The following is a 15868-nucleotide window of genomic DNA, read 5'->3' as shown; positions in this document are numbered from 1 at the left end:
CAATCCAAAATATCGTTCTTATTCAGCACCCGATGATAAGCCACTCCAAGAGTGCTTTCTGTACATGCAGTCTGTTTTCCGCCTGTGTAAATATAATCTCCTGAAATCTTTCGAATACACTCTCTGAAATCTCCTGATTCCTGTATGCCGGCAGGCAATGCATTACAATCACATCTTTCTTCGCCTTTTTCAAAAGTTCATCATCAATCTTATATAATGCAAAGGCATTTTTTCTTATCTCCTTTTCCTTTTCCTGCCCCATACTCACCCATACATCAGTATTAACAACATCAGCATTTTTAACAGCTTCATAGGGATCATCTGTATATACAAATCTTTTGTTTTCTTTCGCCCTTTCAAGCAGGCTTTCTTCGGGCTTGTAATTTTTCGGGGTAGCTATAGCAAAGTTCAATCCGAAAAGTATGGATGCTTCTATCCATGAATTGGCCACATTATTCCCATCGCCGATATATACGATTTTCACATCATTTAAACTCCCCTTACATTCTATAACAGTGTATAGGTCGGAGAGTATCTGACAAGGGTGGTACATATCAGAGAGACCGTTGATCACCGGGACATCCGCCCATTGTGCAAGTTCCTCGACAACTTCTTGTGAATATGTCCTTATCATTATGGCATTTATATATCGGTTCAGTACCCTTGCCGTATCTTTTACGGGTTCTCCTCTTCCCAACTGAGTTTCACCTGCATTCATAACAATTGCATGACCACCAAGATCAATAATACCGACTTCAAAGGAGACCCTGGTCCTGGTGGAAGCCTTATCAAATATCATTGCAAGGTATTTATCTTTAAGCGGCTTGTGCTCAACACCATTTTTCTTCAACTTTTTCAGCACTCCAGCCCGCTCAATAAGATATAGAGCTTCATCGCTGCTTATATCGAGCAGTTTTATAAAATCCCTTTTTAATGTTTTTTTACTTTCGCCGTTTTTTATCATATTTAAATTACTCACAACCTTAGTTTTTCTTCAGCCATTTTTCAAATATCCTGTCTGCTATCTCAAGAAAAATATCCACTTCCTCGTTCCTGATAATCAAGGGCGGCAATAACCTCAAAATATTCCCCTTTGTACAGTTTATCATGATCCCCTCTTTCATGAAATCTTTAAGCACCTCATCTCCGTTTATGGAGAGTTCGATACCCCAGATCAACCCCATCCCCCGCACATCCGTAATAAAAGGATATTTTCTCTGCAAAGATAAAAGTCCCTCATGTAAATATCTGCCCACATCTTCACATTTTTTTATAACGCCTTCATATATCATGGCGTTCAGCGTTGCAACAACTGCAGATGCTGCAAGGGGGTTTCCTCCGAAAGTAGACGCATGTGTACCTGGCACAAAAGCCTCCATAACGGAATCCTTTGCAATCATTGCACCTACCGGAAATCCGTTTCCCAAAGCCTTGGCAAGAGTCATTATGTCCGGCTCTATGTCGTAATGTTCATAGGCAAAAAACTTTCCTGTCCTGCCTATTCCTGTCTGTACTTCATCAACAATAAGGAGTATATCCTGTTTTTTTGTGATTTCACGTAAAACCTTTATGTACTCCTTTCCACCGATATAAACACCACCCTCAGCCTGTATGACTTCAATGATAATTGCACAGGTCTTTTCATTTATCGCCTTTTTCACTGCATCTATATCATTAAAAGGAATATAGGAAAAACCCTCGGGGAGCGGATCAAACCCTTCATGGAATTTTGTTTGTCCCGTTGCAGAAAGAGTGGCCAATGTCCTTCCATGAAAGGAATTCTCCATGGTAATAATTTCATGCCTTCCCTTTCCATATTTTTTCCACGAATATCTTCTTGCAAGTTTTATTGCAGCCTCGTTTGCTTCAGCTCCGCTGTTGCAGAAAAAAACTTTATCACCAAAGGAATGTTCAACAAGTATTTCGGCTGCCTTAACCTGGGGCTCTATAAAAAAAAGGTTCGATATATGAAACAGCTTTTCTGCCTGTATTGTAAGTCCTTCCAGTACATCCTTATGGACATGACCTAAGTTGCATACCGCAATACCTGAGAGAAAATCGAGGTATCTTCTACCGTTCATATCCCAAATCCAGCAACCTTCACCTTTTGTTATAACAATTGGGAACCTGTTATATGTGTTGGCAAGATACCGCCTGCCTTTTTCGATCACCTCTTCCTGCATGCTAAATGCCTCCTGTAATTTGAGTACCTATGCCGGAATCTGTAAAAACTTCAAGAAGAATTGCGTGGGGGACCTTACCATCAATGATATGCGCCCCTTTTACGCCTGCCTGCAGGGCGTTAACACAACAATCAACTTTGGGTATCATGCCTCCTGATACGGTTTTGTTTTTTATAAGAGTTTTTATTTCTGCTTCTCTTAATGTCGAGAGCAGCTCTCCGTCTTTATCAAGGACACCTTTTACATCTGTCAGTAATATGAGTTTTTCTGCAGTCAACGCTTTTGCAATGCTGCCGGCTGCCGTATCGGCATTAATGTTGTATGAATTTCCGTCTATTCCATGCGCTATCGGCGCAATAACCGGAATATAACCGTGCCTGCTTATGCTTTTGATAATGTCAATATTTACATCAACAATTTCCCCGACAAACCCGATATCTTTTCCTTCAACCCTTTTAGCCGTAAGAAGTTTGCCGTCCTTGCCGGAAAGACCGATTGCTTTACCCCCCATATCGCTTATATTCTTAACAATCTCCTTATTGATGTGTCCTGACAGCACCATTTCAACCACTTCAAGCGTCTTTTCATCAGTTACACGGAGTCCATCTACAAACCTTGTCGGTATTTGCAAATCCTTCAGCAACCTTCCGATCTCGGGGCCACCTCCATGGACAATAACCGGATGAATTCCAACATATTTAAGGAGAACTACATCTCTGGCAAACTCCTTTTTCAAATCCTCCTCTTCCATGGCTGCCCCGCCGTACTTAATCACAAATGTCGAACCTGAAAATGTTTTAATATAAGGTAGTGCTTCCAGTAATGTCTTGATTTTCTCACTCATGTTAACTCCATTCGCCGTAAAACATAAAAAGTTATTGATAAACCGTAAACAACAAATTGCATAATGTTACCAAATTTTTTTCATTCTGCAAAATAAGTTTTACGATTCATGTTATCTATATTTTTCCTGACTTTCATCAATTTTTTAACTCAATACTCACACCTCAAAGTCTTTTTACAAAATGTACCTGCTTAAGTCTTCCTTTTCCAGGAATTCCCCGAGTTTCTCCCTTACATATGACTTTGTAATTGTTATCTTCTTCTCCTTCATGTCGGGCGCTGAAAATGATATATCTTCGAGTAGTTTTTCCATAACCGTGTAAAGCCTGCGTGCCCCGATATTTTCTGTCATCTCATTGATTTTCTGTGCTATATCTGTAATCTCTTCAATAGCCTCTTTTTCAAAACCAAGCTCCACATTCTCCGTTGCAAGAAGGGCACTGTACTGTTTGATCAGTGCGTTTTCCGGCTCTGTAATAATCCTGAAAAAATCCTCTTTTGTAAGCGGATCAAGACCAACCCTGATGGGGAATCTACCCTGAAGTTCAGGTATAAGATCTGACGGCTTCGACATATGGAATGCACCGGCAGCAATAAATAGTATATGGTCCGTCTTTACCATACCATATTTTGTCGTAACCGTAGTCCCTTCGACAATAGGCAGTATATCCCTCTGAACACCTTCCCGTGACACATCGGGACCGTGGGTATGGTCACGGCTTGCGATCTTGTCAATCTCATCAAGAAATATAATGCCCGACTGTTCAACCCTCTCAGTTGCATCCTTTATAACTTTATCCATATCAATAAGTTTTTTTGATTCCTCCTGTGTAAGAAGCTCATATGCTTCTTTTACCCTCACCTTACGCTTCTTAGTCTTCTTTGGAAGTATGTTTCCGAACAGATCTCTGATCTGCATGTCCATCTCTTCCATACCCGAAGCAGAAAATATCTCAATCATGGGGAGCCCCCGCTCAGGTACATCCATCTCAACCAATTTTTCATTCAACTTGCCGTCCCGAAAACGAGCTCTCATCTTTTCCCTTGATGCATCTTCCTGTTCCTGCCCGTTTTGTATATCAATCGACTTTTTTACCTGTGGCAATAGTATATCGAGTATCCTTTCTTCAGCCATACCGGTCGCCTTTTCTTTGACCAGTTCCTGTTCCTCTTTTTTAACCATATTTATAGAAAGTTCGGTTAAGTCCCTAATCATAGATTCTACGTCTCTTCCTACATACCCTACTTCTGTAAACTTTGTTGCCTCTATTTTCAAAAAAGGTGCGCTTGCAAGTTTTGCAAGACGTCTTGCAATTTCCGTCTTGCCGACGCCTGTAGGCCCGATCATAATAATGTTTTTAGGCGCTACTTCATCCCTGAGTTCGTTGGGAATCATCTGCCTTCTCCATCTGTTCCGAAGGGCTATGGAAACAGCTTTTTTTGCCTTTTCCTGTCCAATAATATACCGGTTCAATTCATCCATTATTTCCCTTGGTGTCAATATCTTCATTTACAGCTCCTCTATTACAATTCTATCATTCGTGTAAATACATATTTCCGATGCAATAAGCATGGATTCCTTCACAATATCTAAGGCAGATAAATCGGTATATTTTATTAGAGCCTTTGCCGCTGCCTGAGCATAAGGACCACCTGAGCCTATGGCTGCCACGCCATCGTCCGGTTCAACAACATCGCCGTTCCCTGAAACTATCAGAGTGTGTTCAGCATCGGCAACTATCATAAGTGCCTGTAATTGTCTTAAAGCCCTGTCCATTCTCCAGTCCTTGGCAAGCTCTACCGAAGCTCTTGTGATATTTCCATTGTACTGCTCAAGCTTTTTTTCAAACCTCTCAAACAATGTGAACGCATCGGCCGTTGCACCTGCAAAGCCTGAAAGACATTTGTCTTTATATAATTTTCTCACTTTCTTCGCAGTATGCTTCATAATGGTCGTATTCATTGTAACCTGTCCGTCGCCGCCGATAGCAACTCTCCCTTTATGTCTAATGCACAAAATTGTTGTGGCTTCCATTTTTTACCTTCTTGGGTGGGATTTGTCGTATATCTCCATTAATTTGTCCACAGAGACATGGGTATATTTTTGTGTTGTGGAAAGCTTTGAATGACCAAGTAATTCCTGGATACTCCGAAGATCTGCACCGCTGTCAAGCATGTGCGTAGCAAAGGAATGACGTATTCCATGAAGTGCAAGGTTTTTAAAAAGGTGCGCTTTAATCTGATGCTTTTTCATAATCTTCAACAATCCTCTGTAGGACAGCCTTCCCCCACGGATATTTATAAATAGGGGGCTTGTTGCCGAATATCTGCCTAACCCCTTTACAAAGTTCAAATATTCTTCCAGAATTTTCTTTGCTTTTTCACCAAAGGGCAGGATCCTCTCTTTCCCTCCTTTGCCTCGCGCTTTTACCCACATTCCCTCAAGGTGCAGATCGTCCACATTCACACTCAAGGCTTCCTGAGCCCGCATGCCTGACGAATACATAAGCTCAAAAATTGCCCGGTTTCGAGTATTTAACCACCCTTCTTTCGGGAGATAATCAAGAAAATGAAACATTTCATCTATAGTATAAAATTTGGGGAGATGCTTTTCGATTTTCGGGTTCTTAATAACCAGAGCTGTGTTTTCATCGATAAAACCTTTTTTCTTCATGAACTTAAAAAATACCTTTATAGACGAAACTTTTCTCGAAAGCGAAGATTTTTTCAATGTTTTGTAAATATTCACAATGTATGCCCGTATTGCATGATGATCCACCATTTCTTGAGGGCTTTTCTCAATAAACTCTACAAAACTGTCTATATCGCCCTTGTATGCCCTCTTTGTATTATAGGACACGCCCTTCTCAACGTCTAAATATTTATAAAACTCCTTAGCAACTGCTTTTAACGCATTTTTATCCATGAACCTATTATTCTATAATTTTTTCGCAAATAATCAAGTAAATTCACCTTTTAGGCTTTTGCCCTTTCTTTGATGCACAGTTTTTGCATCTGTGTGGGATTGCTGTCTGCTTAGTTTTATCCGCTTGTGCGGGAACGACAAAAAGTGACAACAGATTACTTTTGCAAAAGTCTCTCTGTATCAATTTTATAAATTTCCCCGATGTTTTTTATTGTAACAAAATAGGCAAATTAAATTCTTTAACAACTATGCGGAGCTCTTTATCCTCAGGCATATTTTTCATTAGCAACTGTGTTATTTCAATTGCTTCATGATAGTTTTGTTGTTTAATAAGTAAGGAAAGCAGGTTTTTCAACGCTCCATAATTTACGTTAGATGCTGAAAGAGCTATCTTGAAGTATTGAACTGCCCCATTGTGGTCGCCCTTATAGGATGATATAACACCGAGATCATTATACGCGAATGTATGTTTGATATTTTTTGTAACCAATTCTTTTAACTCAATCTCAGCCTTCTCTAATTGACGGGTTGCTATTAACAATTGGGCATATTGATACCTTACATCATTATTGTCTATACCTTTATTGACAGCATTCTCGATTTCATGAAGTGCCTCGACATATTTGCCTTCATTTTGATACTGATTTGCCAAAGCAAGGTGGCTTTGCGGACTTATATGATTCGATAATGGATGCTGTTCATGCTTTTGCTTTAATAATTCGAATAAGCTTAGTGCCTCCGGGAACTGAGGAGATTCTGACAATACTGAACATAAGGACTTCTCTGCAAGCAAATAATTATCTCCTTCATATGCGGCACAAGCCATATACCATTTGACCCTCCAATGATCGCAGTCAAGTCTCATAGTAATTGCTAATTCATTGCAGGCATCATCGAATCTTTTTTCTTTATATAGAGTCAAAGCATACCAAAGCCTATAATGTCCTCCAAGTCCATAGTTCTCCATATCCAGAGAATTTTCACGGAGTTCCCTGATTGCAGACAGTTCCACTCCTTCTGCCTGGCTAATTATTTCTTCCGCTCCCGTTACATCATTTACATCAAGATTGTCGCCATTGAAAAGGCGGCTTATCGTACAAGATTGCAGAACAGGTGACAAGAGAATATTCAATTTACCCGGATAAGCCATTAAAGCATTGCCGAGCACTGCAAATTTATATTCTTCCTGAATGTCTTTTATCAAGCTGCAGACTTCATTAATTGTAGGATATCCTGTCAAGCTTGAATACTCCACGCTGTTTTTTGATATTTTTTGAAAGTTGATCACATCATCTATTAAAATTACAGCATCTCTTATCGACGAATCTTTTATCGTCTGCAACTCCTCAATAATGGGAGTATTGTTTGAAGATTTCTCGGTAGCGCCCTTGCTGTAATGAGCATCAAGCCAAAACACCGCCTTCCCTCTTATTTGCGGTAACATTTTAGGGAAAATATGCGCAGAATCTCCCTGGTAAATGTGTATATTCGGCCTGCCTTCAAAACGCTTTACAGCAGCCGAATAGAGATCTTTGCTCAACTCTATCGTATAAACCTCCTTATAGATCAGAGAAGCTACATCAGAAGTATGACCAAGATATGTGCCGCTCTCAATAAAATATTCAGCCCCACTAATTAACTGTATCTCTTTAAGAAAATCCGGCCTTATAAAACCACTGAATTTAGGACTCCTTAATTTCAATTCAAAATCTCCTTGCGAAATGCAAGCACTGTATGGAAGATAAGTTTTTTTATAAGATAGAAGGTACTCATCTTTCAATAAGCTCAATTTGCATAATTCATCAATGATAAAAGGCATAACCCTCTGTGAAAGATGTATGTTATCAATGTAATAAATAGGATCCGGCATTCCGTTGTTGTCGAGCAACTTCTCAAATATAGAGACAAAATAAACATCATTGTTTTCACAGTATTCTTCAAGCGACCTGTTAAATAATTTTGTTGCTTCAAGTCTTTGATGGCAACTCCCATATGTAGGAAATTCGCCATAATCCCAATCTCCAAAACCTGACGGCGGAACACTTAAGGCAATAATCCGGTGACCATATCTTTTTGCAAACTCAAAAATCTTGACATATCTGCTAACACAATTATGCACAATATCAGTCAGCGGTTTATTTTGCATCTCTGCTTGCTTCAACAAGTGGGCCCTGCAGTCAATTTCTCCGAAACAGAACAAAATACTGTCTCCTTCCTGCAGGTTCCCTTCAACAATACGAGATATTATATCTGTTTTATCTATTATGTTAAATGCTGTCCGTGGACCAATCCAATGCGTTCTGAAGAATGTAAGAGAATCATTGTTTTCTTTTACTTCATCAATGCCTGTAAAAATCATAACATGGCTGTCTCCAATACAATGAATCATTACATTTCTCCGTAAACCAAAAAGATCATCGTCCTACCTTTTTTGTAAGAAATAATATTTTTTTATAATTGCTTGCATGCTAAAAAACTGCATGGTTTTCTTGTTATTTTTCAAATAACTCCTTTTATTTAAACATTACTGATAGCTGCTTAAAACATTATTTAGTCTTTCTAAACATTCCTGAGCCCGGACATTATGCGGTTCCAACTTGAGAACTCTCTCGTAAAATCCCACAGCATCCACCTCTCTTCCAATTTCTTTAAGCACATCACCCGTAATAGATAACACTTCGGCATCATCAGGATGTTCTTTCAAAATATCATAGAACATATCGATCGCCATTTCACATTTTCCGGTTTCAAGGTAAATATTGGCCAGATTTTTCTTTGCTTCCAGGTTCCCCGGATCAAGCTGAAGCGCCTTTTCTATATATCCCACAGCACATCCCGTTTCATCTGCATAGTAGTATAAAACACCCAAATCATTCCATAGAGTAGAATTGTCCGGAAAGGAATCAAACAATGTTTCCAGTTTTGCCGCCGCCTCTGCATATTTTCCTTCTCCCGAAAGCTTTTCAGTTTCTTCGTATACACTTTTACGATATGATTCTTTGCCGTTGTTAAGATTTTGAATGTTGGACATCATTGTCTTTAAATGCTCATCATTAAGCATTTTCTTTGCTCTTACAAACTCATTATTTTCAATAAGTTCGTTGAGAAGGGTAAATTTCACTTCACCTTGTTTTCCCGACGCCATTTGCTCGGCAAAAACAATATTTGCTCTAATAATTTCAATGTGGCTCGCATTATCTTTCAAATATTGAAAAAATTCTATGAACTTCTTTCTATCACCAAGAAGAAAAAATGCCAAACCGATATTATTGATCGCTTCTACTCCCTTTGGTTCATGTTCAAGGGCTCTGCGATATTCATCGACAGCTAATGACACTTGAGGTATTTTGGCAAGCATCATATTGTTGCCTAATTCAACATATGCACTGTAAAGGGCTTTTGCCCGATTTATGCAATAATTGATTTCCGGATAAAGATCAATGATTGTATATTTTGATCGCATTACTTGAAGCATGTTATTGGTTTCGGAAAAGGTGATATCCGCGTTAACAGCACTGGTTGATGCACCCTTATCGTGAATTCGATATTTTATAAGTTTCTCATCAATAAATTTGAAATTCAGGAAAGGTGCCGATTTTAACCAAAAATGGAGATCAGCACACCACCATCTCTCAAAACCACCCATGGCATCAATACAAGCCCTTTTCATTAAAACAGTCGGATGAGCAATAAAATTTATTTTAAAAAGCATTCTCGCAAGAGTCCCTTTATTAAAAGAAACACTTTCCTGGGATTTGTAATCTCCAGGCAAAACCCGGCCTCGATCATCAATAAAAAAAAGATCAGAAAAAACAATATCAAGATACGGAGTTTTTTCAAACTCTTTCATTTGCCGCTCAAGCTTATCAGGCATAAAAACATCGTCGCCGCCTACAAAATTGACAAATTCCCCTTTAGTCAACTGAAGGCCGCGCTCTATCAGTTCATTAAATCTGTTATCTTTCCCTATATTGTCCTGATAAACATATTTAAGGCGCTGATCATAACAAAAACTCTCTACAACCTCTTTTGTATTGTCGGTCGATCCATCATCGAGGATCAAAAACTCAATGTCCTTGAAGGTCTGATTAAGAACAGAAGGGATGAGTTCCTTAAGGTAGTTACCATAGTTATAAACATACGATATAACTGAGATCTTAGGGGTATGATCAATGTTCTTGGCTACTTTACTTATTGAAGCAACATTTTCTTTGTAAACAAGGGGTAATTTGTTTTTGCCGCTTCTGGCTGTCATCTCCTTAAACATAAGTTCATAACGTTTTTCCCATGTGTGATCTTTTACTGCCCTTCCATATGCAGCCTCGGTGATGAAATTCCTTTCGTCTTCATGCGCCAGATAATACCGTATTTTATCCAACAGATCTTTTTTATCATTATAAAAAACTATTTCCTCTTTCTCTGTAAAATAATCGAGTACACGCTTATCATAATTCGTTAATTGAAAAGCCTTGCATGCCGGATATTCAAATGTTCTCCCCTTGATTTGAGGCGTCTTGCCGTCAAAAGAACACCACGCCATACCAAGGACAATTTTAGAAGCGCTAAATACTTCAAGCATCTTCTGATGAGGCAGATATCCGTGTGCGATATCTCTGAGTTGTGAAAAATTTTCCCACCCCTGGCCCCATACTCGAACAGAAACCCCATGCTCTTTGAGAAAGGCTATCAATTCCGTGCGACCCTTGTACGGCTGCCCCACAAAAGTTACATCATATAGCTTTTCGCTTGGGATAGGATGATAAAGGTCCGTATTACAGCCCCATTGCGATAATATGACATTATCATATCCTCTCGCGTGAAACTCACGGAAGGCTTCTTTGCAAGTTGTGAAAGCAAAGCTATAATGATCTGCCCAGCGCATCGAATGTTCAAACCTCCAGTCATCATCGCTAAACCAGATCATTGAAGTTGTTTCAGTATAATCACGAATATAATCGGCAAGATTAACATCAAACTCTTCTTCAACAATACCATGATAAAAAATATGCGGTCTTTCTTTTTCAACAATCTCTTTAACCTTTGCGAGCATCATTTCCTTTCCCAGTTTCTTTTCTTCTTCCCAAAAATCAAAGTCAATTATTTCATGGCCAAGTTTTATTAAGGGAGCACGTAAGTTATAATGTGAATAATCGCCAGCGCCTTTAGGCGAGCCTGCTTCAGGAAAGAAAAACATAATCTTCATGCACTATATCTCCTCATGAGCTTATCATATAGCAAATATTGGAAAGGCTTCTCCGGGCAAATACAGCATTAAGCAGATCGGACAATCTATGGTGATATGTGTGAAAGGAATACATTTTTTCCAAGCTCCGCTCCATAAACGGGTAACGTTCGTCAGGGTTTTGGACAAAATATGCCGCTTTATCAAAATACTCTTTTGGTGAATCAGCCGTTACAAGCTCTTCATCGGTAAAATAATCTTTTAACCTCCGAGGATTGTCACAAATCTGAAATCCTCCGCATGCCACAGAATTGAATACCCTCTCATTACAACTATAACCGCTCTCCTCAAAAGGAAGGTGTATATTGAGGCTTACAGTGTGGGAAGAGTACAATAAAGGAGCATTCACATTGAAATCTTTTATATCAATAATGCTATTGCTTATCCATCTGAAGGGTGACTTAGACCAATCGGGACCAATAACGGTATGAGGATATTTTCTAAGAATAGAAGAGAAATAGCTGTCAATTCTTTGTGCTTTCTCAGAGTAAGTGCCTATAAAAATAACGTCCTTTTTGATTCCGCATTCATAAGGAAAATGATAATTAAGGTTCACTGCCCAAGGAAAACTCATAACTGGTATTCCGAATTTTTTAACATACCCATACATATATCTCATACTTCCTTCGCCGGAAAATTCAGAAATCACCAAGGCAATATCTTTCCGGAAAAGCTGCAGTATTGATTTCTCCTGTACACTCACCTTTGGGGCAAGTCTTTCATCTGGTGTTTCATCATAATATTGTCCAATCAGTACAATACGGTAATTCACATCTTTCATGTAAGATGCAAGAGCAGTCACCAAGGCAAGATTAGTAATAATCAACAGGTTTTTAAACTGCTTGGTTATATTGGAAAATTCGTATTCTTGATCTCTGTAAACAGCATAAAAAGGTATACCAAAATATTGGCTTGCGTCAGCCAACCCTCTAACCTGTACATTCCTCGCATATTGATTCGTACCGTAGAAGCATATTGCACATGGTTCGTCTTTCCACTTTCTGAAAGAAGATTCAGCTTCAAGGCACGCAGGTAATTCAGCCACATTTCCTAAAATATACCGTTTTTGCGCTAATTCAAGCAGTTTCTTGTTGCTCATTTTTACAACTCCTTAATGGTTCGAACAACACGATCAAGTTCTTCATGGGTCATTCCATTGTAGAAAGGAAGCAACACCACGCTGTTCCGAGCTTCTTCACTTTTAGGAAGACTCCATTTTTGCTCTTTATAAGGAATCTCCTGGTGCGCATTCATAATACCGCGCCGACTCGATATTCCATTATCAAGAAGCTTTTGCATGAATGGTACCTGATCAAAAGGAGAATTCGCCGTTATTCTTACCGGATAACTCTGCCAATTTGATTTTATGCCGGATAAAGATTTCGGTATACACAAAAAAGGTACATCGGAGAGTAATTCGGCATATACCTTAGCAAGGTTGCGTCTTTCTTCAACGATGCCATTTAATTTCTTAACCTGTTCTATGCCTATAGCTGCCTGTATATCAGTCATACGATAATTAAACCCTGTCAATACATAATCTTCAAAAACAACATTCTTTGAACTGTGTCTTGCTGTATCCGGAATGCTCATGCCGTGCTGACGCAATAATCTAAACTTATTGTCATATTCCGAACTATTGGTCGTAAGCATCCCACCCTCACCTGATGTAATAATCTTCCTTGGATGAAAACTGAAACAGGCAATATCCCCGTGTGGTTTTCCGATTTTTTCCCAGTCGCCATTTTCAATCTCACTCCCAATGGCACAGGCAGCATCTTCTACAACTGCTATGCCAAATTTCTTTGCTATTTTTGTTATTTCTAAAATATCGCAAGGCGTGCCCATCTGATGCACCGCAAGTATTGCGGCAACCCTTCCTGCCCTTTCTGATGAAGGAAAGGATTTTATGAAACTTAGCGGCGAAACACCAATTGCAAGCGAATCAATATGTTTATAGAAAAGGATGCCCTCATGCATCTCGCAATCTTCACGGAGGCATTCTTCGAGTTTATCAACATCCATATTGTATGTTTTCAATTCAATATCGACAAAAACCGGCTCCGCTCCACAGTAACGTATTGCATTCGCTGTAGCAATAAAAGAATGGCTTACAGTAATAACAACATCGCCGGGCATCACCCCAACGGCAAGCAATGCTACATGGAGTGCGACGGTACAATTGGAAACAGCGCAGGAAAATTTCGCACCCGTGTATTTTGAGAAGGCCTGCTCGAATTCCATCGTCTTTGGTCCCTGGGTAACCCACCCTGAAAGTACGGCATCATGGGCTGCTTTTGCTTCTTTTTCGTCAAGGAAGGGTCTTGTAATCGGTATCATAAAGCTCCTTCAATTCCTTTGTTTTGAGGCATTGTAACGTTCGTAAGCACTCTTTTGAAGCTCGATGAGCCTTTCATCAGCAATCTTTGTCATATTTGCAGGCACTGAATAATACCAATAGAAGGACGTAAAATCATCAGGTCGGCAACGAAAGGCATTTCTTTCATGGGCATGGGTATAACATTCTGTCCCCGGCAAAGGGACAAGGATAGAGAACTGAATTTGATCAAGGTTCAGGCTTAAGGCAAAGCTGATAGTATCTTCTATTGTCTGCTCATCTTCATCCTCAAAACCCAAGATAAAACTCCCATGGACTTCTATACCGGCCTCTTTTGTCATTGCTACTGCCCGCTTTATCATCTCAATGTTGATGCCTTTTTTCATCTTATTCAGAATGACGTCATTGCCCGATTCAAGGCCGAAAGTAATACAGTAACACCCTGCCTTTTTCAGCCAATCAAGTCTGTCTTCGGATACCGTATTAACCCTGGACGAGCAAAACAACCTAATTTTGTATGGCAATTCCGTTATAAGTCGGCATATTTCAATGGCATGGCGTTTATTCAAGGTAAAAGTATCATCACAAAAAGTAAAATTTGTTATGTCGTAATTCTCAATACACTCCTTCAACTCCTGAACAACATTCTGGGGGGACCTAAGGCGTGTCTTTTTATGCCAGGTAATTTGAGAACCACAGAAAGTGCATTCATAAGGACATCCCCTGCTTGTGGTTATAAGGGTGTATAGTGCGTCGCCGAATTTTGTATGGTCAACATACTTGTTCATGGGGAACAAGTGACGGGCCGGAAAGGGAAATAGGTCAAGACTATTTTTAAATGGCCTTTGAGTGCCTATTATAATTTTTCCATCGTCATTTATGTAACCAACACCCTCCATAGGCATCGATAACGGGCCATTCTGCTCAATACACCTTACGAGTTCCAGACAACTATCTTCGCCCTCACCAAAAACAACATAATCGAGGAAACCTCTCCCTGACTGAAGGGTTTCTGCCGGCATGGCGCTCACATGGGGACCGCCGACAAATGTATAAATTCTTTTATCTCTTTCTTTTATTCTTTGAATTATATTGAAGGCATTATTGATTATAGGAGTGGTTGCAGTAACTCCGACCGCATCCGGGGCTGTTCTCATAATTTTATCAACCGTATCGTCAATTTCAAGATCAAGAGTATCGGCATCAATTACAGAAACTTCATGGCCATTAGTCTCAAGATAGGAAGCAACATAGGCAAGTCCAATGGGAAGCCTTTTTATCAATGCCCTTCTGAACTGAGAATAAACGCTCCCGCTTATGGGATTAACCAGGGTAATTTTCAAATTTGCGGCCCCTTCGGAAGATTCTTCACTTCATTCTTCCACCACGCTACAAGATCCTCAAGGCCTTTCTCAATCGAAACCCTAACCTCGAAACCAAGCATCTCCTTTGCCTTTTTCGTGTCGGCAAGTCTTCTCGAAACGGCATTCACATTTCTCTCAGGCCCGTGTTCAGGCTTTAAATCCGAGCCCATGACTTTAAGGAGAGTTTCTGCCAATTCATTTAAGCTCGTTTCGATACCGCTTGCGACATTAAAGACTTCATCATTCACATCTGCCTTGGCAGCCAGAATATTTGAGCGTGCAACATCTTCCACATACACAAAATCCATAGTCTGATCACCGGTTCCCAATATGATGGGTGGTAATCCAGCGTTAATCCTCTCCATCCATCGGATCATAACTTCTGTATATGCCCCGTAGGCATCCATGCGCGGCCCGTATACATTAAAATATCGGAGGGCTACATAAGGCAAACCGTACATTTCGTTAAAACTTCTAAGCAACCCTTCATTGAAAACCTTTAGAGCGCCATAAATGGTTTTGTTGTTGTATGGATGATGGCTTTCCCTAGTGGGAAATAGATCGGCCATTCCATACGCAGAAGCCGAAGATGCGGCTACAACCTTTTTCACTCCATTCTTTACCGCAGCCTCAAGAACATTAAAGGTTCCATCTCCAAGAACTTCCTTCGCAAGGCGGGGTTCTTCAGCGCACTGGGTAATACGAATTGCTGCCTGATGGAAAACAATGTCGACGCCTTTCATGATCTTTATCATAAAATCAATATTCCGTATATCTCCTTCGACTATTGTTACTTTGCCGTTATTAACAGCCCATGCAAGGTTTTCCCGTCGACCTCGTACGAAGTTATCAATGACAATAACTTCGGAAACACTCTCCTCCGTGAGTTGATCAACAATATGTGAGCCTATAAGTCCTGCACCTCCTGTAACCAGAACACGTAAGTTATTCTTCATATATCTTCGTCCTTCA

At 39.8% G+C, this 15868-nt stretch carries 12 protein-coding genes; all 12 read right to left on the bottom strand.

Going from position 1 to position 15868, the window contains the following annotated elements; translation table 11 throughout:
• Positions 1 to 22: 22 nt before the first annotated feature.
• The 12 genes from argF to NT010_14655 all read right to left on the bottom strand — a co-directional run bounded on the left by argF (position 23) and on the right by NT010_14655 (position 15852).
• Positions 23 to 964 (bottom strand): ornithine carbamoyltransferase, encoded by a 942-nt coding sequence (argF, locus tag NT010_14710; GenBank protein MCX5807290.1) that lies wholly within the window; start codon positions 962 to 964, stop codon positions 23 to 25.
• Positions 965 to 983: 19 nt separating this feature from the next.
• Positions 984 to 2183, bottom strand: coding sequence for an aspartate aminotransferase family protein (locus tag NT010_14705; GenBank protein MCX5807289.1), 1200 nt, complete (start codon positions 2181 to 2183; stop codon positions 984 to 986).
• 1 nt (position 2184) lies between these two features.
• Positions 2185 to 3027 carry an acetylglutamate kinase gene (gene argB / locus NT010_14700; protein ID MCX5807288.1) on the bottom strand — a complete coding sequence of 281 codons (843 nt, stop codon included), beginning with the start codon at positions 3025 to 3027 and terminating at the stop codon, positions 2185 to 2187.
• Between the two features lie 174 nt (positions 3028 to 3201).
• Positions 3202 to 4536, bottom strand: a complete 1335-nt coding sequence (hslU, locus tag NT010_14695; protein ID MCX5807287.1) for an ATP-dependent protease ATPase subunit HslU — start codon at positions 4534 to 4536, stop codon at positions 3202 to 3204.
• On the bottom strand, positions 4537 to 5061 hold the full coding sequence (gene hslV / locus NT010_14690; GenBank protein MCX5807286.1) for an ATP-dependent protease subunit HslV: 525 nt from the start codon (positions 5059 to 5061) through the stop codon (positions 4537 to 4539).
• A gap of 3 nt (positions 5062 to 5064) precedes the next feature.
• Positions 5065 to 5952, bottom strand: coding sequence for a tyrosine-type recombinase/integrase (locus NT010_14685; GenBank protein ID MCX5807285.1), 888 nt, complete (start codon positions 5950 to 5952; stop codon positions 5065 to 5067).
• Between the two features lie 208 nt (positions 5953 to 6160).
• Positions 6161 to 8341, bottom strand: coding sequence for a hypothetical protein (locus tag NT010_14680; protein MCX5807284.1), 2181 nt, complete (start codon positions 8339 to 8341; stop codon positions 6161 to 6163).
• Between the two features lie 135 nt (positions 8342 to 8476).
• Complete coding sequence (locus NT010_14675) at positions 8477 to 11155, bottom strand: glycosyltransferase (GenBank protein ID MCX5807283.1); 2679 nt, start codon at positions 11153 to 11155, stop codon at positions 8477 to 8479.
• Between the two features lie 13 nt (positions 11156 to 11168).
• Complete coding sequence (locus NT010_14670; GenBank protein ID MCX5807282.1) at positions 11169 to 12293, bottom strand: glycosyltransferase; 1125 nt, start codon at positions 12291 to 12293, stop codon at positions 11169 to 11171.
• A 2-nt stretch (positions 12294 to 12295) separates the two neighbouring features.
• Entirely contained in the window at positions 12296 to 13534 is a 1239-nt protein-coding gene (locus NT010_14665) for a DegT/DnrJ/EryC1/StrS family aminotransferase (protein MCX5807281.1), read from the bottom strand.
• Between the two features lie 9 nt (positions 13535 to 13543).
• A complete protein-coding gene (locus NT010_14660) occupies positions 13544 to 14875 on the bottom strand; it encodes a radical SAM protein (protein MCX5807280.1) in 1332 nt (443 codons plus the stop codon).
• Positions 14872 to 15852 (bottom strand): NAD-dependent epimerase/dehydratase family protein, encoded by a 981-nt coding sequence (locus tag NT010_14655; GenBank protein MCX5807279.1) that lies wholly within the window; start codon positions 15850 to 15852, stop codon positions 14872 to 14874. Before NT010_14655 ends, NT010_14660 begins: the two co-directional genes overlap by 4 nt.
• Between the last annotated feature and the right edge of the window lie 16 nt (positions 15853 to 15868).

The sequence above is a fragment of the Pseudomonadota bacterium genome (assembly GCA_026388275.1).
Classification (GTDB): domain Bacteria; phylum Desulfobacterota; class Syntrophorhabdia; order Syntrophorhabdales; family Syntrophorhabdaceae; genus JAPLKB01.
The sequence above is the reverse complement of the archived record's forward strand: the minus strand, read 5'-3'. Positions and strand labels throughout refer to the sequence as shown.

Excerpts from the sequence above, each read along its gene's own strand:
- NT010_14680 (MCX5807284.1), bottom strand. The coding sequence starts at position 8,341 with ATGATTCATTGTATTGGAGACAGCCATGTTATGATTTTTACAGGCATT.
- argF (MCX5807290.1), bottom strand. The coding sequence starts at position 964 with ATGATAAAAAACGGCGAAAGTAAAAAAACATTAAAAAGGGATTTTATA.
- NT010_14675 (MCX5807283.1), bottom strand. The coding sequence starts at position 11,155 with ATGAAGATTATGTTTTTCTTTCCTGAAGCAGGCTCGCCTAAAGGCGCT.
- argB (MCX5807288.1), bottom strand. The coding sequence starts at position 3,027 with ATGAGTGAGAAAATCAAGACATTACTGGAAGCACTACCTTATATTAAA.
- NT010_14705 (MCX5807289.1), bottom strand. The coding sequence starts at position 2,183 with ATGCAGGAAGAGGTGATCGAAAAAGGCAGGCGGTATCTTGCCAACACA.
- NT010_14665 (MCX5807281.1), bottom strand. The coding sequence starts at position 13,534 with ATGATACCGATTACAAGACCCTTCCTTGACGAAAAAGAAGCAAAAGCA.
- NT010_14655 (MCX5807279.1), bottom strand. The coding sequence starts at position 15,852 with ATGAAGAATAACTTACGTGTTCTGGTTACAGGAGGTGCAGGACTTATA.
- hslU (MCX5807287.1), bottom strand. The coding sequence starts at position 4,536 with ATGAAGATATTGACACCAAGGGAAATAATGGATGAATTGAACCGGTAT.
- NT010_14670 (MCX5807282.1), bottom strand. The coding sequence starts at position 12,293 with ATGAGCAACAAGAAACTGCTTGAATTAGCGCAAAAACGGTATATTTTA.
- NT010_14685 (MCX5807285.1), bottom strand. The coding sequence starts at position 5,952 with ATGGATAAAAATGCGTTAAAAGCAGTTGCTAAGGAGTTTTATAAATAT.
- hslV (MCX5807286.1), bottom strand. The coding sequence starts at position 5,061 with ATGGAAGCCACAACAATTTTGTGCATTAGACATAAAGGGAGAGTTGCT.